The organism is Bacillus sp. NPDC057893 (assembly GCF_042796455.1).
Taxonomy (GTDB): Bacteria; Bacillota; Bacilli; order Bacillales; family Bacillaceae_G; genus Bacillus_A.
This window is the reverse complement of record NZ_JBHVNG010000005.1, coordinates 142,384-160,797: the sequence shown is the minus strand read 5'-3', so window position 1 is coordinate 160,797 and position 18,414 is coordinate 142,384. Positions and strand designations below refer to the sequence as shown.

Here is an 18,414-nt window from a genome sequence, read left to right as displayed (position 1 = left end):
GGCCCAACGGGAGCAACAGGTCCAACAGGTCCAACAGGTCCAACAGGAGCAACAGGTCCAACAGGCCCAACAGGTCCAACAGGCCCAACAGGTCCAACAGGAGCAACAGGAGGCGGAGCGGTTATTCCGTTTGCATCAGGTACACCAGTAGGATTAACAACTGTTTTAGGTGGGTTGGCAAACACAGGGGCACTTGTTGGATTTGGAAGTTCATTCTTCCCTGTAATTGTATCTGGTGGCTCAATTACTATAGGTCCTGTACCTCCAGTATTTGATTTCGCATTTGTAGCTCCTCGCGCAGGTACAATTACTTCGTTAGCAGGATTCTTTAGTGTAACGGTAGCGGTTGCTTTAGCATTAGGAAGCATACAAATACAAATGCAGTTGTACAGCGCACCAGCAGCAAGTAATACTTTCACTCCAGTAGGTACACCGTTACTATTAACACCAGGATTTAGTGGTCTTATTGCTATCGGTGCTACTTCGAGTGGTATTAGCGCACAAGTAATTCCGGTCGCTCCACAAGATAAGATATTACTTGTTGTTTCATCAACTACACCTGGTTTCGATATAGCTACTGCTATTACAGGATTCGCAAGTGCAGGGATAACATTCGTATAATTTATTCTAAGCATCGCGTCTTAAATTTTGAGCATTGAAAAAAGGAATACTCTTTTTAAGAGTATTCCTTTTTATATAGCTAAAAAAGATCTTATTTATTTTTATTACAGTTACATCCTTTTTTCTTTACATAACCTTGTTGGGCTAAATCTCTTTGTGATTGGGAATTGGAAGATTGAGAATTAGAAGATTGAGAGGATGCTGATGAACTACTATTTTTATTATTAGAGTAGTTTTTTCGATAATTATAATTACTCATAGTGCTATCACCTCCAATGAAATATATAAATATTATATGTATGTACTCTATTAATTGTTACGAAAGAGAATACGTAATTGGTATATAAATAAAAAATCTCCAAGGTATTTTCCAAGGAGATGAATAATTTTTTTTACTAGTAATGAATGAATTTAATACCCCCAATAAGGAGGGAAATAGTATGAGTCTTGGTAATATAGATTTTGTTGTTGAGAAGGGGCTTGAGTTGATTGGTTTATCATTCCTCGGTTTTGATTACAATTTGTTGGTGGTCCAATTACTGTAGTGGATTGAATTGGAGATATGACTTGTTTCCATTGTTGTTCATCAAGACAATAAGTATGGGCCATCATATTGGCAGGAGTTAATCTTAAAATATCAGATCCAAAAATAACTTCTGGTGTTGGGGCATTAAAAATGGCTAATAAATGTGTGTTATCTGTTGTGGCGATTTCATAATGCCACCAAGCTTGTGGGATATTAGCGACTTGCCCTGGTTTTATAGGTAAGTTTAAAATTTGATTCGTAAACGGATTAAGTAAAGAAACGACAGCGGATCCTGAAATACAGTAAACGAGTTCAGCTGCATTTTGATGGATATGTGGTTCTACAACATTACCTGTACTTAAATATATATCTAATAAAGAAGTGTTTTCTAATGTGTTTAATTGTTTAATGCCAAGTACGTTTATATAATTTTTGGAATCTTTCTTAAAAAAATTACTTTTATTTAAATCATGGGTGAAATTGGTTGAGGGCGAAGTGTAGTCAATATTTGAAGTCAATTGTATTACTTGCCTTTCTATTTGTATGTCATTGTACGAAATTAGGATATGAGTCTAGTTTTTGTAATGTGCAATTCTAGGCTAATATTAGATCTGCCCTCTCAAGATTACCAAAATTCGTGAAGTTGAGCGACGGATTTTGAATGCCACTGTAAGATTGAAATTTAAGAACTGAAAAAAACAGGCTAAGTAGTTAGAATCGATGTTAGTGTAAAAACTTTGCGTACTTTTAACTGGAGAAGTATTTCGTACATATGAAATTAAGGTTAATTAATAATCTATCATTAAACTATATTCGTATAGCCTTTCATACTTTCGATTGATGAAATATATGGAGAGGAATAGTAATTTATAGTTACACCAATCGTAAAGGAGCGAATGACTATGTCATTTAGTGAAATGATTAGAAAAGAAGTGCTCAGCTGGACAGGTGTTTCTGAAAAATCGCATCGATTTGGAGGCATTGAAATAAATTATGGTAAGAAAGAACTAGGTCATCTTCATGGTGATAAGTTAGCTGATTTACCATTTCCAAAGCTAAATCGGGATGAATTAGTTAATCAAGGATTAGTTCAACCACACCATGTATTACCTGAATCAGGATGGGTTAGTTATTATATAAAGAGTGAAGAGGATATTCCGTTTGCTATTGAGTTATTTCGTATGCAATATGATCGGATTACAAAAAAATAATTAAATAAAGTAGATAACATAAAAATATATTCTCATGTCACATCCTTCCTTCATCGTTCGTCTTGTATGTAGAACGATAAGGAGGGATTTTGTTATGAATAAATTTGACGTAGTCATTGTTGGCGGTGGGCTTTCTGGGTTAATAGCATCTATATATTTAGCGAAAGCTGGAAAGAAAGTGATTGTATTAGAAAAGTCTAGTCGATTTGGTGGTCGAGGGATGACTATAAATAAAAATGGGATCTGCATGAATCTTGGTGCACATGCCTTATATAGAGGAGGAGCAGCATTTTTAACTTTTAATGAGCTCGGTATGAATCTTCCGGGTGGAATACCATCTACAAAAGCACATGGAATATGGAAAGGGGATATATTCACCATCCCAACAGATTTTCGCTCTATTTTATCAACACCACTACTTTCGTGGTCTGCAAAAGTACAATTCTCACGTCTTATGATTGGTTTAGGGAATTTAGATGTAGGAGAAGTTCCAAAAATGAGCCTAACTACATGGGCAGAAAAAGAAATACAGAATCCCATGGTACGAAATATGTTTTATGCGTTATGTCGAACAACTACGTATACGTATGCTCCTACAATGCAATTAGCATCATCAGTACTAAAGCAAATTCAGCTTTCTATGAAAGAAGGAGTTTTTTATGTAGAGAGTGGCTGGGAGACGATAATAACAAAATTAAGAGATATAGCGAATAATGTTGGTGTGCAATTTTTGGCTAAAAAGCATGTTTTGGAAATAGAGCATTACGAAGATAAGCAAAGAATACGTTGTTTTGACGGTGAGGTATTTGAAGTAGGTACAGTTATCGTGACGACTCCACCGAAAGAGGCTTGTAAAATAATAAAAGGGGCAGAAGGAACAAGTTTGCATAGATGGAGTGAACAATCGGTACCGGTTACTGTTGCTGCATTAGATATTGGTTTGAGACGATTACCCAATCCTACACATCAATTTGCATTAGGGTTAGATCAACCTATATTTTTCACGAATCAATCAAGAGCAGCTAAATTAAGTGAAGATGGATCCATTGCAGTGAGTCTAATTAAGTACCATAATCCTGCGCTAGAGATGAATCATATTCATGAAGATAAAGTACAGTTAGAAAGTACGATGGAGCTGTTACATCCAAATTGGAAAAGAGAAGTTGTTGCACAGCAATATTTACCGAAAATAACAGTAGTACATGATTTTTCTCATATTGGCCGAGTTGAAAATCCGGGTCCTAATATACCTGAAATGCCAGGTGTATACGTTGCAGGAGATTGGACTGGACATGATGAATTATTAGCTGATGCTGCGGTGGCAAGCGGAAAACGTGCAGCGTTACACATTATAAAGCAATTAGAAAGTGAGGCTATTCATCATGGAAACGGAGCAATTGTATGAAACACATAAACCTCTATTGTTTTCTTTAGCATATCGAATACTTGGGAGTGTTATGGATGCTGAAGATATAGTCCATGACGTATTTATCTCATTAAATAATTTAGAAGATGTTCAGTCTGTTGAAAATATAAAAGCATATTTATGTAAAATGGTAAGTAATCGTTCAATTGATAAATTGCGTTCTGCGGCACATAAGCGGAACGTATATGTCGGAATGTGGTTACCTGAGCCATTTGTGGAAGAGAGTGATGAGGCATCAGAGTCATACGTAATGAAAGAATCTCTTTCTACGGCATATTTATTACTTTTACAACAACTGTCTGAGGTAGAAAGGATTGTTTTCATATTAAGAGAAGTTTTTAGTTATGATTACGAAGAAATAGCATCAATAGTTGGTAAGAGTAGTGTGAATTGCCGGAAGATATTTCAGCGTGCACGAAAAAGTATTTTGGATAAACCAAATCAATCAAAATTAAGCACGAAGAAAATGGCTGCTTATGTTGAAAAATTTGTATCATCATTACAATGTGGGGATGCGCAAGGCATGTTAGAAGTATTAAAAACAGATGTAGTATTCAAAGCAGATGGTGGCGGGAAAGTTACTACCGCTATTAATCCGATTTATTCTGCAGATAGAATAATACGCTTGTTCTTTGGAATCGTAAAAAGGTTACCAGCAGAGTACGCCGTTGATTTCAAAATGGTAAATGGTGCACCAGGGGTTATTGTTACAATAAATAATAAAGTGACTTATGTGCTTTCATTTGCATTTCATGAGGGGGGAATTTCAAACATTTATATGATGGTTAATCCAGAAAAACTTATGCATTTAAATAAAAGTATATAATATAAAGACGTACTTCAGAAGAAGTACGTCTTTATTCATTTATCTCGTTATTTGCGAAAAGTAAGATTTCATCCTCAAAACTAAGTGAGAGTATAGAGGTTAGTTGGGCGAACGAAGTTTTATTTTATTTTTCTAACATTTCAAGAGGTACATCTTTTTCGCCAGCTACCTCGAATTTAATTTCCCCGTCTTCTTCATAAATGCGTTTAATAATCGGTATAGTTATCATTAGTTTTTTATGCTGTTTACGTCTTCTAGCAGCATCTAAATTAATCACGTTCATGTGTAAGCATCCTTTCTCACAGAAATATATAAACAAAAGAAAATGCGTCCGAAAAGGGCGCTTGTTTGAATTAGAAATACCGATTCATTTAAATGGGGTATAGATTATTTTATAATTGCAATTCCATTGTAAAATAATGTAATGAAATAATTACACGTAGAAATTAACTTTACCAAAAAACGAAACAATATGCTATAAAGAATTTAATTCTTTGTCATATAACAGGAAAAAGGTTCACATTTCGCATATAATGAAAAGTAGACGGACATCATGAGCTTTTTCATCATATTGCTTGGAAAGGCGATGGGAAAAATGAATACTTTAGATTCATTATTATTGCAACTTGAACAATATGGGGAAGAGCACGATCGATATAAAGAAAAGCGGGAAGAAAAATTAAGAAATATATCTCGTGAAATGGGACAGTTTTTATCATTGTTAGTAAAAGGTTGTAATGCCAAAAACCTTTTAGAAATTGGAACCTCAAATGGCTATTCTACATTGTGGTTAGCAAGTGCGGCAGAAGAAACAAATGGAAATGTTACAACAGTAGAACTATCTTCAGAACGGGTTGGAGAGGCACTTGAAAATTTTGGGAAGGTAAATCTTACACAGCGAATCGATATTCATAATCAAGAGGCTGGGGCATTTTTAGATTCGCAAGTAGATCGCTCATTTGATTTTATTTTCTTAGATTCAGAGCGCTCACAATACATGTGGTGGTGGGAACATATAAAACGTATTTTAGAGCCAAAAGGTTTTCTTGTAATTGATAATGCAACTTCTCATGCGGAGGAATTAGCAGAATTTATAAAGATGATTGAAGAAGATGCTACGTTTGAAACAGTGTTATTAGCTTTTCAAAAGGGAGCATTTGTTGCGCGGAAGAATAATTAGAATTGGGCCTAATATAATTATCACATTGAAAGATAGCATATGTCAAAAGATAGAGCATTGTATGAATTTAAGAAGGTAACTAAATGGAACTTCAAATTAATATTCAGTGGTGATAAGTAAGGGAATCTGTGAAGAATCCGTCTTCAGTATGTTGCTCTCTAGGTCTTAAGTCTGAGGAAAATAATGTTGAGAACATGTATACTTATACTAAGAAACAGGGAATGACTGCATAAGCAGGTATTTCTTGAAAAATCGATTTCAAACAAGCAAAATGTATATGAAATACGATATATTAGATGGAATAAAGTGCACATAAATTCGCACATATAAATAAAGGAGCGATTTTGTTGACTGAACTCGAGAAAAAAGAACCTGTATCGATTGTGAAAGATAATAATGTAGAAGTAGTAGTTGATACAGTAATAAAAGATGCAGAACTTGAAGAATTGAATAAAGAAGCAGATCTTTATGTACAAAAGTTAAATAGCGAGCAAAATACAGATTTATCAAAAGTATTGTCCCAGCTTGGAGACTTAGGGGATAAAGAGCAGCAAGCGGCGGGACAAACGCTATCGGCATTAAAACGTCCTGTAACAGCGATGATGAATGGGAAGAATGAAGAAATTCCAAATACATTGTTAGAATTACGGAAAGTGGTATCAGAACTTGATCCGAATTCATTAAAGGCAACTGGTATGAAAAAACTTATGTTTAAAGTGTTCAAGAAAAACCCACTTGAAAATTACGTGCATAAATATCAATCTATAGATAAGCAAATCGAGGAAATTATAAGATCACTTCTAATTGGCCGTGATAACTTGCAAGAGGATACGGTTGGTCTTGAAATGTTAAAAGAGCAATCACATGATAAAATTCACGCTCTTGATAAACAAGTATACCTAGGAAGAAAACTTGCTGGCATGCTTGAAGCCGAGAAACAAAACCCGGAACGTCAAAGGGATATTCCGTTAATAAATGATGCATTAGAAAAGATACTTGTACGTACACGTAATATGCAGCAAGCAAAAAGTGTATTATTACAATCTATCGCGTCTGTAGACATCATTAAGAAAAATAATGAAAAGCTAGCAGAAGCAATTCGCAATGCAATTACGATGACACAAAACGTTGTAACGGTTTCAGCTGCAATTCAGCTCGCATTAACAAATCAACGTAAAACAATTGATGCAGTTAATGCGACAAATGAAGCGATTGAATCAATGGTATTAAGCAATTCACAAGCATTAAAACAAAATACAGAAGAAACAACAAAACTCCTTGAAAATCCTGCAATTAGCATGGATAAATTACGTGAATCATTCCAAAATGTATTTGCCGCTATTGAAGCATCTGAGAAATCGTCAGAACGTATTATTGAGTCTAGTAAGAAATTTGTAATTGAACTAGATACATTTAATGATGAGATGAAGCAGAAACTCATTCAGCGTCCAAGGAAATAACAGATCATTTGAGGAGGTGAAAAAATGAGTTTCATTCAAGGAGTATTATTACTATTAGGATCATTACTTTTAATCGCATTTACTGTCGTTGTTTTAGTTGTATACTTCGGACGTAAACTTTATTTTTCATGGACGAAACCATATAAGAGAGCACAAGATTCAATTGAGAAATTATCAAACAAATCAACACCGTTTTTACAAGAATTTACGCAGCACCCACTCTTTTATCGTTGGGTTCGTACAGAAGGGAAAAAAGAACAAAATACATTAAATACCCTTTTCTGTTCATCGGGTCAACGTACGAGAGAGCAAGTTTTCTCAATGTTACCGAAAGAAAAGCAGAAAAAAGTGCATGTGATGGCAAAAACAACGAAAAAGCTTACGAATGAAGATATTGATATTGCAACAATGAAAGTGAAAGATTTCTTGAGACAAGAATCACAGCAAACTGTTAAACCGACAGATTTATCGTTTTATAAATTGTATTTCTATGATCGATATCCAGATGCATTAAATACAATTCAAGCATATAAACGCTCGATTAATCCTTCACTACAAAGAACGGTTGATGACATTACAATTTCAGTATTAAATGCACTTCCGTACTATCAAGAACAACGCATGTTTGAACAACAACATAAACTTGAAACGTTCTTAATGAAAGATTTAACAGCGATGCTATCATTAGTGGTACAATTACCACCATCACAACGTCCTGAAAAAGAAGAAGAACTAAAAATATACTTGCAAAATTTCCAAAAAGAAATGGAAGTAGTAGAGCGTGATATTCGTGACTCCATTGATCACGATTTGAATGTGAAGATGAGAGCAGCGACTGAAAAGTTTAAAAATAAGTAGGAGAGATTTCCTTGGAAAAGCTGGTAAATGCAGCTTTTTCGGGGGGGCTCTTTTTATTTTTGATAGAAATTATACCGCAATCAGAAATTACAGAATTAGTAGAGCTTAATTAAAAGAAATTATGTAGTTTAATATTAGTAATAATATGAAAACTACCTATTCATAAAAGAATAGGTAGTTTTTTGTTGTATAACTATTTTGCTTTTATAGTAGTCTTACTAGAAACAACGCTTTCATTATGCAATCGATCAACTGCAGTTACCACATACGTATACGTTTCTCCAGAAATAGCCGTTTTATCTACATAAATTTCTCCGAATGTTGTTTTTCTTACAGTAGTAAGTAAATTTTTTGGATTTTGTATATCTACTTCATTTTTTCCATTCACACGGTAAATGGCGTAATAAGCAGAGTCATTATCTCTATTGTCAATTATACCTATAGCAATACCTTCATCTCTTGGAATGGCACCTTTTAAAGTAGGTTGTTTTGGTGGGTCATGATCAAGCCAAGGCATAGATGGTATTAATGCAGGATGTTTATATATGTCATTCGAAAGTCTATCTTTAATTCCAAGTGGGTTGTTATTTATATCTTTTAAGCTGAAATGCATGCTTCCTTTTAATTGAGGATATTGACGGTTTAATGCAATTTGCCTTGGATATTCTTCAGAATCAGACCAAGCAGGAACAGAATTGTTATTAATTTTATAGGTCGCCTGACCGATGTATAGGTGAATCGGTTTGTTATTTGTTTCTTTCACCCACCAATCTACTAATATGTCATACGCAGCAGGTGTGAAACCGATATTCCAATATATTTGCGGTGTAATGTAGTCAATATATCCATTTTGTATCCACTCACGTGTGTCAGCATACAGGTCATCGTAGTTTCTTTGACCTGCGGTTGTATTAGAACCAGTTGGATCGTCAGCTATATTTCGCCATACGCCAAATGGACTAATGCCAAACTTCACGTATGATTTTTCTTGTTTAATAGCAGCATTTAACCCTTTTACAAGTTCATTTACATTGTCACGTCGCCAATCTTCTATATTTGTAAATCTACCGTTATTATAAGTTTCGTACGTTTTTTGATCGGGAAACACTTCACCAACTACTTTATACGGATAAAAATAATCGTCCATATGAAGGGCATCAATGTCATAATTTTGAACGATTTCTAAAGCACCTTCTGTTATAAACTTTTTCACTTCTGGAATACCAGGATTATAATATAACTTTCCGCCATAAGGTACAACCCAATTGGGATGTTGTCTTGCAGGGTGATTTTCTGATAATCGATTTATATCAGTGTGATTCATTGATATTCGGTAGGGATTAATCCATGCGTGGAACTCTATATTTCTTTTATGAGCTTCTTCAATCATAAATGCGAGTGGGTCATAACCAGGGTCTTTTCCTTGTGTACCCGTAATGTATTCAGACCAAGGACCGTATTTTGAAGGATAAAAAGCATCAGCAGTTGGTTTAATTTGTACAACAACGGCATTCATCCCAGTGTTTTTTGCATCGTCTAATAATCTTATAAATTCTTGTTTCTGATTTTCAATAGGTAACCCAGTTTTTGAGGGCCAATCAATATTAAGGACAGATGCTATCCACACAGCACGTAATTCATGTTTTTTGTACGTAGTAGTTACTTCGGCATAAGTAGAGTGAGGGAAAATGAAAGAGAAAGGAATAAACAAGATGACGATACAACATATCATTAATAAACGTTTCATGATCATTTATACGCCTCCCTATCATACGATTATTTAAAATAATATACGATGTGAGGTTGGCCTTGCAATTGAGAAAAATTTATATTGAAACAATAATTTAATAGAGAAAATATTTTTACTGAAATTTACTTTCAGTATAACTAAATCGTTTTATTTCTTCATATGCTTGTTAGTAAAGTGAAACTTCCTTTCATTTGAAAGGGAATAAATTATAAGTATAGGAGGATTAATAAATGAAAGTTTTATTCGTTTGTTCTGGAGGAATGTCCAGCGCAATTGTTGTAAACGCTTTAAAAAAAGAAGCAGAGAAAAAAGGTGTGAACATGCAAGTGCATGCAATTGGAACGAATGAGGTTGAGGAAGAAGTCAAGAATGGTTGGGATGTTGTAATGGTTGCACCTCAAGTAAGACACCGATTTGACTCTGTAAAAAAATTTGCAGAACAGGAATCCGTTCCGTGCGGTATTATTCCGCCACAAGCATACACGCCGCTTGGTGGACCGACTTTATTAAAAACTGTAAATGAATTAATCAGTTAGGGGGAAGCGTTATGAATAAGTTTGTCACGTTTCTTGATAAAAACTTATCTGGACCGATGGCAAGGCTTTCTGAACAGAGACATTTACAAGCAATTCGTGATGGGGTAATTTCGGCGTTACCATTTATTATCGTTGGAAGTTTCTTTTTAATAGTAGCATTTCCACCATTACCGAAAGATAGTTTCATATCAGTTTGGGCATTAAAGAATCAAACAAGTATATTAATACCATATCGTTTAACGATGTTTATTATGTCTTTATATATAGCATTTGGAATTGGATATAATTTAGCGAAAAGTTATAAGTTAGATGCTTTATCAGGAGCGCAACTTGCGGTATGTTCACTACTTTTAACATTAACGCCTGAATTAATTGATAAAAAAGGATTTATGCTTCCGATGACAAATCTCGGAGGACATGGATTATTTGTTACGATGATTGTATCTATTTTATCTGTAGAGATCTTAAGGTTTTGTAAGAAGAGAAATGTAATGATTAAGATGCCAGAACAAGTACCGCCGTCTGTATCACGTTCTTTTGAAGCACTTATACCTGCAGCTTTCGTTATTATTATTATGAGTCTAGTTACTGTCGTTTTAAGTATTGATTTACATCATGTTGTTGATAAATTAGCGGCACCGTTAGTAAAAGCTGGGGATAGTTACTTCGGTGTAATCATTCCAGTTTTTTTAATTACATTTTTTTGGTCGTTCGGTATACATGGTGTGTCGGTTGTTGGCACTGTTGCCCGTCCATTATGGGAAGTATACTTAGGAAAAAATGGTGAAGCAGTTGCTAGCGGTGCTGATCAGTTGCCATTCATTGCACCAGAACCATTATATCAATGGTTTATATGGATTGGTGGTTCTGGTGCGACGTTAGGGCTTATATTAGCTATGATTGTATTTGGTCGATCAAAATATTCGAAAGCGTTATCAAGAACTTGTATCGTTCCTGGGATTTTTAATATTAATGAACCAGTTATATTCGGTTTGCCGATTGTACTAAATCCCATTTTAATTATCCCATTTATCATTACCCCACTAGTAACAGCAACTGTTGCATACTCAGCAACTGCGATGGGATTTGTTACACCGACACATATAATGCCTCCGTGGACATTGCCTGCTCCAATTGGCGCTTATTTAGCTACAGGTGGAGATTGGCGAGCGATTGTACTCGTATTTATAAACATAACAATATCATTTCTTATTTATCTTCCATTCTTTAAAATGTATGACAAAAACATGCTTGAAATTGAGAATAATGGTGATGAAGAATCTGTGAATGCATAACGCACGTTCAGTAAATTATTAGTGATAGACAATTTGTCTATCACTTCTTTCATATAGAATTGAGAGAAGGTGAAAAGGTATGTATATAAAATTTAGTTATAAAGGTGTATTTTTACTATTATTTGGGGTGATTTGTGCGAACTTAATTTTTGTACCCTTATTAAGAATGCTAAATCTATCACAAATGCATAGTATATGGCTCGTTACAAGTATTGTGGCAAGTGTTTTGCTTACGATCGTTGTTTCTTTCATTGATGGCATATTTGTATCGAAAGTCCAGTTGTTTATTAGATTTATATTGTTTTCTGTAGGTTGTACATTGTTTACTTACATAATTGTGTTTTAGTGAATAGGGGGCATGCATGTTATGTATATTGCAGGGATAATGTCCGGTACATCGTTAGATGGAATAGATGTAGCACTCGTTCATATAGAAGGAAGTGGTGTAGATTCTAAGGTTGAACTTATACATTTTACTACCGTTCCATTTTGCAGTGATATAAAAAATGAGATACAACAGGCTTTAGCAATTGATGCGTCTAATGTCCAACTAATATGCAGTTTGAACTTTAAGCTTGGTTTATGTTTTGCAAATGCTGTTAAGGAAGTTTGTATAGAGGCTAATTTTCCGTTAAAACAAATGGATTTAATTGGTTCTCACGGACAAACGATTTATCATCAACCAGCACCAGAAGGTAATATTATTTCTTCAACATTGCAAATTGGGGAACCAGCAGTTATAGCATATGAAACGAACACGACAGTTATCTCTAACTTTAGAACGATGGATATGGCAGCAGGGGGACAAGGTGCACCGCTTGTACCATATTCAGAGGTCGTTTTGTATCGGCATCAAACTAAAAATAGACTACTGCAAAATATTGGTGGGATTGGTAATGTTACAGTGATTCCAAATAAACTAAGTGATAAGCGTGTTATTGCCTTTGATACTGGTCCAGGGAATATGGTAATCGATGAAGTATGTCAAAGGTTATTTCAGTTACCATATGATCAAAATGGTGCAATCGCAAAACAGGGAGCAGTTGTAGATGAAATATTGACATACTGTATGAACCATCCATTTTTGAACATGAAACCACCAAAATCAACAGGTAGAGAACAATTTGGAGAAGTGTTTGTGAGTGAATTATTGAAGCGATTTGAAGACTATAGCAAAGAAAATATATTAGCGACTGTCACGATGTTTACGGCAAGTACAATTGTTCATCATTATAAGGAGTTTATTTTGCCGTATTATGAAATCGATGAGGTAATTTTAGGTGGTGGTGGAAGTTATAATAATACACTTGTTGAAATGATACGTAATGGATTAAGAGAAGAAAAATGCGAAATATTTCTCCAAGAAGATTTAGGCTATTCTTCAGCAGCGAAAGAAGCAATCGCATTTGCAATCTTAGCAAACGAAACGTACCATCGTAATCCGAGCAATGTGCCGAGTGCAACAGGTGCTAAGGAATCTGTGGTTTTAGGGAATATAACATTCCCTCCAATAAGAAGAGGAAAATGAGGCGAATAAATGAGGTATATGATTGGAGTAGACGGTGGGGGAACGAAGACTGAGTCAATTGCTTTTGATCGAGACGGAAACGAGCTTGCAAGAGGTACGGGTGGATTTGGAAATATATTAATAGATTATGAAAAAGCACTTTCGCACATTATGGAGGTGATTGATCAATGCCAGAAAAGTGTAGTAAATGGACAATGCGTTTGTATTTGCCTAGGATTAGCGGGTATAAGTGGAGCAAATATAAATGAATTAACATTACGATTAAAAAAGAAATATGGAACACAAATTGAAGTTTTTAATGACGCAATAATTGCACATGCAGCTGCTTTAAAAGGTAAGGACGGAATATTAACTATAGGTGGAACAGGTGCAATTTGTATAGGTAAGAAAGGCGAAGAGTACGAGTATAGCGGGGGATGGGGACATATTTTAGGGGATGAGGGAAGCGGATATTGGATTGCATTACAAGCTTTAAAGAAAATGGCATTACAATTCGATCAAGGAGTTCGACTTTGTCCATTAAGCTTAAACATTCAAAATCAGTTTCAGCTTTTGACGCCATCTCATATAAAAAGTTTAGTATATACTTCTTCAAAAGATAAGGTTGCAGCAATCGCACCATTAATTATTCAGGAAGCGAGAAATGGGAATGATGATGCACATGAAATTATGATGCAAGCTGGTAAGGAATTAGCGAGAATTACGGTAAATGTTTATAATAAGACGCAATTTGAGTTGTCAACTTCAATTTCAGTTAGTGGTAGTATATTGTGTTCAGTACCTGAAATATATGCTGAATTTAAGAAATGCAGTGTGGAAAGTATGGGAGAAGTTATATTTGTATCACAATCAGAAATGGCAGCGAAAGGAACATATTATTTAATGAAGGATAAATATTTCAAAGTGCAAATAGCATGATGAGAATTTTTGTATGATTTGTAAAATTATGATGTTAAAATGTATAAAGGGATGTAGAGTCAGAAAAGTACAATATGCATAGTAATTGAATATTGTATAAGTATTCCCATGTAGAAAGTGAATGATTACATGATTAATAGTATGCAGTTTTTGTATGTAATAGCTTCTTATTTATTTGGAAATATATTAACCGCTTATTTATTAACGAAATGGAGACATGATGTTGATATTCGTGATGAAGGAAGTGGAAATCCTGGCGCAAGAAATATGGGGCGAGTATATGGAAAAGGGTATTTCGTCGCTACATTTTTAGGTGATGCAATTAAAGGCGCAATCATAGTTTTTATTGCAAAATACCTTTTTGAAGGTCCCACATTCGTAATGATTACATTATTGGCCGTAATAATAGGACATATTTATCCAATTTTATTTAAAGGTAAGGGCGGAAAAGGCATTTCAACATTTATTGGAGGATTAATTGCATTTGATTATTTGATAGCGCTTACTCTTATTGGTATTTTCATTATCTTTTATTTAATATTTAAAGGATTTACGAAGCCAGGGTTAATTACAATCGCTTGTTTGCCACTTTGCATGATTTTTTATTCTTACTCTATTGGTACGACTATTTTAAGTGCACTTATTATTGTACTTATTCTATATGTAAATCGAGAATAAAGTGAACCTTTTATAAGTGGGGGAATCTCCACTTATAATTTCTATGAATCAAATAACGAGCGATAAGTAGAGAGAGAAAGGGGATAGGACATGGGGTTAATTTATAAAGTTGCTAATCAAGCTTGTGAATTTGAAAGTATACATAAATTGAACTATAAAACATTTGTAGAAGAGATTCCGCAACATGAAGAAACGAAAGAACGTTTTCGTATAGATCAATTTCATGCAGAAAATACATATTTAATTTGTTTAGACGGTGAGAAATTAGTCGGTATGGTCGCCGCACGGGGAAAACGACCATCCTCATTAGATTATAAAATCTCAAACATAGATTTTTATTTACAAGAACATGGTGAAAATGTATATGAAATTCGTTTACTTTCAGTAGAACGTGAATATCGAAATGGAAGGGCTTTGTTAGGCTTAATTCGCTTTTTACATCGTTATTTGCTTCTAAATGGCTATAAATTGGCACTCATTTCAGCCACAACACGTGAACTTCCTTTATATGAGCAAATGGGGTTCAAACCTTTCCATACATTAGTTGGAACAGAAGAAGCAGCTTTTCAGCCAATGTATGTAACACCTGCTATGTTCGAAAAATCGAGTGCTGGAGGTATTATGACGAAAGAATTTACATTTTTACCTGGTCCAGTGGACATCGAAGAGAATGTTCAAAAGGCATTTTCTGCTAAGCCTATTTCCCATCGTTCTAAATCATTTCAAGTGACGATGAAAAATGTAAAAAAACGATTACTTCAATTAACGAAAGCAAAACGTGTGCAACTTATGTTAGGAACTGGCACGTTAGCGAATGATGCAATTGCTTTACAGTTACGTTCTTTAAAAGGTAAAGGACTAGTTTTAACGAATGGAGTTTGGTAATAGATTAATTGAGCAGGCAAAACGGGCATATTTAAGTTTTGATACATATAAAAAAGAAATGGGAGAGTCATTTATTTATACCGAATTAGAAATAATAATGGCAACTGGGAATTATGAATGGCTTTGGTTTGTTCATCATGAAACATCAACTGGAATGTTAAATAATTTAGACGAGCTAAATGCTCTTTGTAAAAAATATCAAATGAAAATATGTGTAGATTGTATAAGCTCAATTGGAGCAATACCAATAGATTTGAAGAGTGTATATTTTGCAAGTGGTGTTAGCGGAAAAGCGATTAAATCATATACAGGATTATCTTTCGTTTTTCATAATCACGTTGTAAAAGTAAACGAATCAATACCTGCATATATGGACATTGGTATGTATGAAATGAATGATAGTATTCCATACTCCCATTCATGGAATTTAATTTATTCATTGCAAGAAGCATTGAAGAGATTTGAAGATGAAACGGCATTTGTAAAAATAAAAGAGACGTATGCTTATATTGAACAAGCTATTACTACTATGGGTTTAAAACTTGTTTTACCTAAAGAACATGCCGCTCAAATTGTTCTTACGATTCAATTAAACGAAGGGCAGTGTTCTAAAGTAGTAGGCGATGCATTAGCATTACAAGGATATATTGTTCATTATGAATCAGCATATTTACAAAAGAATAATTGGATCCAAATCGCATGCTTAAATGACTATAAAGAACGTGATATGAAGGGGATGTTAAACTGTTTGCAAATGTTGGCATTAAAGAAAGAGATACAGATATAAAGAATTATTCTTAACATAGAGTATTGCGAATAAAGGGGTTCTTACTGACGAAAACTTAGGAAAGAGATTAGGATTAGATTATGACCAATGAGAAAGGGTGTTAGTATGATAACTAGAAATCTACCACTAAATATAACTGACATTAAAAAAGCTCAAAGTATTTTGGATAGAAATGCTCGAAAAACACCATTAGTTAAATCTTTTTATTTGACTAGTAAAACGGGTGGAGAAATTCATTTGAAATTAGAAAATATGCAATTGACGGGTTCTTTTAAATTCCGTGGTGCATTTAATAAAATGTCGCAGCTGACAGAGCAAGAAAAAGAGAGAGGAGTAATTGCGTGTTCCGCAGGAAATCATGCACAAGGAGTTGCTTTATCGGCTCATTTACTTGGTATTAAGAGTAAAATTGTTATGCCAATTACTGCACCTCAGGCGAAAGTTGAAGCAACTAGAGGATATGGATCAGAAGTTATTTTATTTGGTGAAACCTTCGATGATGCAAAGGCAAAATGTGAGGAAATTATAAAAAATACAGGTGAAACATACTTGCATCCATATGATGATGTAGAGGTAATGGCCGGTCAAGGTACAATTGGATTAGATATTCTTGATGATATGTGGGATGTCGATACTGTCATTATACCTATTGGTGGGGGCGGAATTATTTCTGGTATTGCTGTTGCATTAAAATCTTTTAATCCATCAATCAATATAATTGGAGTTCAAGCAGACAATGTTCATGGGATGAAGGCATCTTATGATAAAGGGACAATCGTAGAACATTATGAGGCACCTACTATAGCAGATGGTTGTGCAGTTAAAATACCAGGGAATTTAACGTTTGAAGTTGTAAAAGAATTAGTAGATGATATTGTAACAGTATCAGAAAAAGAGCTGGAAGTAGCGATGAAAGATTTATTACAACGTGGAAAGGCTGTTGTAGAAGGTGCGGGTGCACTAGCTACTGCTGCACTTCTCGCAGGAAAAGTTGATAACTATATAAAAGGAAAAAAAGTAGTAGCAGTTATATCTGGTGGAAATGTGGACTTGCAGCGCATATCGAGTGTATGTGAGCACTTTTTTGTAGCTAATGAAGTGAAATAGTATTTTTAAAAAATATTGTTATGAAAGAGGGGCTAAGAGAAATTATCTTAGCTCTTACGTTTTGTCTACTGTATAGTGTGAGTGGCAATACACTTGTGTTATTTTCCGTCTAGTGAATTATTTTATTTACTTAGTATTTAATCACCTATTTTCACGTATACCTCAAATATTAAAATAATTATTTCAATATTGTCGAAACGTAAGCAGAAATTTAATATAATAGTTTTAATGTGCTAATGAGCGGTTAGGAGGGTAGGTCATGAATAAAGAAGAACAGGTCATTAACGGTTTAAGGGAATTATATAATAAGATGGTTTGGCTTAATAAAGATAAGATGGAAGAAGGTCTTAAGGGTTTTAAGTCTTCGGAAGTCCACTGCATTGAATATATTGAAAACAATGTAGATTCTAACGTGACACAACTTGCAGAGGCTTTTTATGTGACTCGCGGTGCTATAAGTAGAATGACTAAGAAGCTCATAAAAAAAGGTATTATTGAAAGCTACCAAAAGTCGGAAAATAAGAAAGAAATTTATTTTAGGCTTACCGAACAAGGGAAAGAAATTTATAAAATCCATGAAGACTTGCACAAAGAGTTTCAAGAGCGGGATAAAGCCGTATTTGAGCAAGTAACTGAGGAAGAATTCGATAGTATAATTAGCTTCGTGGAAAAATATAGTAGGCATTTGGATGCAGAAATAAAGAAACAAGGTATACATATTAAGTCGTAATAAATTTAAATAATGAAAATGAAACCATGGGCAGCCTTACTTTACTGAGAAAAGGCAGCCTTTTTATTATTGTTTTTTTGTTGACTAATCAA

19 protein-coding genes and 1 pseudogene are annotated in these 18,414 nt (G+C 34.4%); 16 read left to right on the top strand and 4 right to left on the bottom strand.

Going from position 1 to position 18,414, the window contains the following annotated elements:
- Nucleotides 1-621 (top strand): exosporium glycoprotein BclB-related protein (locus ACFVQC_RS21940; RefSeq protein ID WP_377899273.1); only part of this gene is annotated, 621 nt, incomplete at its 5' end.
- Nucleotides 622-712: 91 nt separating this feature from the next.
- Here ACFVQC_RS21940 and ACFVQC_RS21935 read toward each other — a convergent pair.
- Together ACFVQC_RS21935 and ACFVQC_RS21930 are read right to left on the bottom strand one after the other, a co-directional pair.
- Complete coding sequence (locus ACFVQC_RS21935) at nucleotides 713-880, bottom strand: hypothetical protein (RefSeq protein ID WP_377899272.1); 168 nt, start codon at nucleotides 878-880, stop codon at nucleotides 713-715.
- 152 nt (nucleotides 881-1,032) lie between these two features.
- Nucleotides 1,033-1,665: a cupin domain-containing protein gene (locus tag ACFVQC_RS21930; protein ID WP_377899271.1), complete on the bottom strand. Its 633-nt coding sequence runs from the start codon at nucleotides 1,663-1,665 to the stop codon at nucleotides 1,033-1,035.
- A 384-nt stretch (nucleotides 1,666-2,049) separates the two neighbouring features.
- On the opposite strand from ACFVQC_RS21930, the gene ACFVQC_RS21925 reads away from it, so the two are divergent.
- From ACFVQC_RS21925 to ACFVQC_RS21915, 3 genes are all read left to right on the top strand, one after another.
- On the top strand, nucleotides 2,050-2,358 hold the full coding sequence (locus tag ACFVQC_RS21925; RefSeq protein WP_002147994.1) for a luciferase domain-containing protein: 309 nt from the start codon (nucleotides 2,050-2,052) through the stop codon (nucleotides 2,356-2,358).
- Between the two features lie 94 nt (nucleotides 2,359-2,452).
- Nucleotides 2,453-3,763: a phytoene desaturase family protein gene (locus ACFVQC_RS21920; RefSeq protein WP_377899270.1), complete on the top strand. Its 1,311-nt coding sequence runs from the start codon at nucleotides 2,453-2,455 to the stop codon at nucleotides 3,761-3,763.
- Nucleotides 3,741-4,610: a sigma-70 family RNA polymerase sigma factor gene (locus ACFVQC_RS21915; RefSeq protein WP_377899268.1), complete on the top strand. Its 870-nt coding sequence runs from the start codon at nucleotides 3,741-3,743 to the stop codon at nucleotides 4,608-4,610. Before ACFVQC_RS21920 ends, ACFVQC_RS21915 begins: the two co-directional genes overlap by 23 nt.
- A gap of 124 nt (nucleotides 4,611-4,734) precedes the next feature.
- On the opposite strand, the gene ACFVQC_RS21910 is transcribed toward ACFVQC_RS21915, so the two are convergent.
- The gene (locus ACFVQC_RS21910) at nucleotides 4,735-4,893 is read right to left on the bottom strand and encodes a hypothetical protein (protein WP_002085567.1); all 159 of its coding nucleotides are present in this window, start codon (nucleotides 4,891-4,893) and stop codon (nucleotides 4,735-4,737) included.
- 303 nt (nucleotides 4,894-5,196) lie between these two features.
- On the opposite strand from ACFVQC_RS21910, the gene ACFVQC_RS21905 reads away from it, so the two are divergent.
- From ACFVQC_RS21905 to ACFVQC_RS21895, 3 genes are all read left to right on the top strand, one after another.
- Nucleotides 5,197-5,790: an O-methyltransferase gene (locus tag ACFVQC_RS21905; protein WP_377899327.1), complete on the top strand. Its 594-nt coding sequence runs from the start codon at nucleotides 5,197-5,199 to the stop codon at nucleotides 5,788-5,790.
- Between the two features lie 347 nt (nucleotides 5,791-6,137).
- Complete coding sequence (locus ACFVQC_RS21900) at nucleotides 6,138-7,250, top strand: toxic anion resistance protein (protein WP_002109928.1); 1,113 nt, start codon at nucleotides 6,138-6,140, stop codon at nucleotides 7,248-7,250.
- Nucleotides 7,251-7,274: 24 nt separating this feature from the next.
- Entirely contained in the window at nucleotides 7,275-8,108 is an 834-nt protein-coding gene (locus ACFVQC_RS21895; protein ID WP_377890916.1) for a DUF3974 domain-containing protein, read from the top strand.
- Between the two features lie 193 nt (nucleotides 8,109-8,301).
- Here the strand turns inward: ACFVQC_RS21895 and ACFVQC_RS21890 are convergent, their stop codons facing one another.
- Nucleotides 8,302-9,861: a glycoside hydrolase family 10-like protein gene (locus ACFVQC_RS21890; RefSeq protein ID WP_377899267.1), complete on the bottom strand. Its 1,560-nt coding sequence runs from the start codon at nucleotides 9,859-9,861 to the stop codon at nucleotides 8,302-8,304.
- A 227-nt stretch (nucleotides 9,862-10,088) separates the two neighbouring features.
- On the opposite strand from ACFVQC_RS21890, the gene ACFVQC_RS21885 reads away from it, so the two are divergent.
- The 9 genes and pseudogenes from ACFVQC_RS21885 (at nucleotide 10,089) to ACFVQC_RS21845 (ending at nucleotide 18,322) form a co-directional block, all read left to right on the top strand.
- Nucleotides 10,089-10,394 (top strand): PTS sugar transporter subunit IIB, encoded by a 306-nt coding sequence (locus tag ACFVQC_RS21885; RefSeq protein WP_219918408.1) that lies wholly within the window; start codon nucleotides 10,089-10,091, stop codon nucleotides 10,392-10,394.
- 11 nt (nucleotides 10,395-10,405) lie between these two features.
- Entirely contained in the window at nucleotides 10,406-11,689 is a 1,284-nt protein-coding gene (locus ACFVQC_RS21880) for a PTS sugar transporter subunit IIC (protein WP_219918409.1), read from the top strand.
- A 79-nt stretch (nucleotides 11,690-11,768) separates the two neighbouring features.
- Nucleotides 11,769-12,035, top strand: a complete 267-nt coding sequence (locus ACFVQC_RS21875; protein ID WP_377890911.1) for a hypothetical protein — start codon at nucleotides 11,769-11,771, stop codon at nucleotides 12,033-12,035.
- A 21-nt stretch (nucleotides 12,036-12,056) separates the two neighbouring features.
- Nucleotides 12,057-13,217 carry an anhydro-N-acetylmuramic acid kinase AnmK gene (anmK, locus tag ACFVQC_RS21870; protein WP_377890909.1) on the top strand — a complete coding sequence of 387 codons (1,161 nt, stop codon included), beginning with the start codon at nucleotides 12,057-12,059 and terminating at the stop codon, nucleotides 13,215-13,217.
- 9 nt (nucleotides 13,218-13,226) lie between these two features.
- A complete protein-coding gene (locus tag ACFVQC_RS21865) occupies nucleotides 13,227-14,135 on the top strand; it encodes a BadF/BadG/BcrA/BcrD ATPase family protein (protein WP_377899266.1) in 909 nt (302 codons plus the stop codon).
- 129 nt (nucleotides 14,136-14,264) lie between these two features.
- Nucleotides 14,265-14,813, top strand: a complete 549-nt coding sequence (gene plsY, locus ACFVQC_RS21860; RefSeq protein WP_377899265.1) for a glycerol-3-phosphate 1-O-acyltransferase PlsY — start codon at nucleotides 14,265-14,267, stop codon at nucleotides 14,811-14,813.
- Nucleotides 14,814-14,903: 90 nt separating this feature from the next.
- Nucleotides 14,904-16,485, top strand: a pseudogene (locus tag ACFVQC_RS21855) (aminotransferase class V-fold PLP-dependent enzyme).
- A gap of 105 nt (nucleotides 16,486-16,590) precedes the next feature.
- Nucleotides 16,591-17,592, top strand: coding sequence for a bifunctional threonine ammonia-lyase/L-serine ammonia-lyase TdcB (tdcB, locus tag ACFVQC_RS21850; RefSeq protein WP_377899264.1), 1,002 nt, complete (start codon nucleotides 16,591-16,593; stop codon nucleotides 17,590-17,592).
- A gap of 259 nt (nucleotides 17,593-17,851) precedes the next feature.
- A complete protein-coding gene (locus tag ACFVQC_RS21845; RefSeq protein WP_377899263.1) occupies nucleotides 17,852-18,322 on the top strand; it encodes a MarR family transcriptional regulator in 471 nt (156 codons plus the stop codon).
- Nucleotides 18,323-18,414 lie beyond the last annotated feature (92 nt).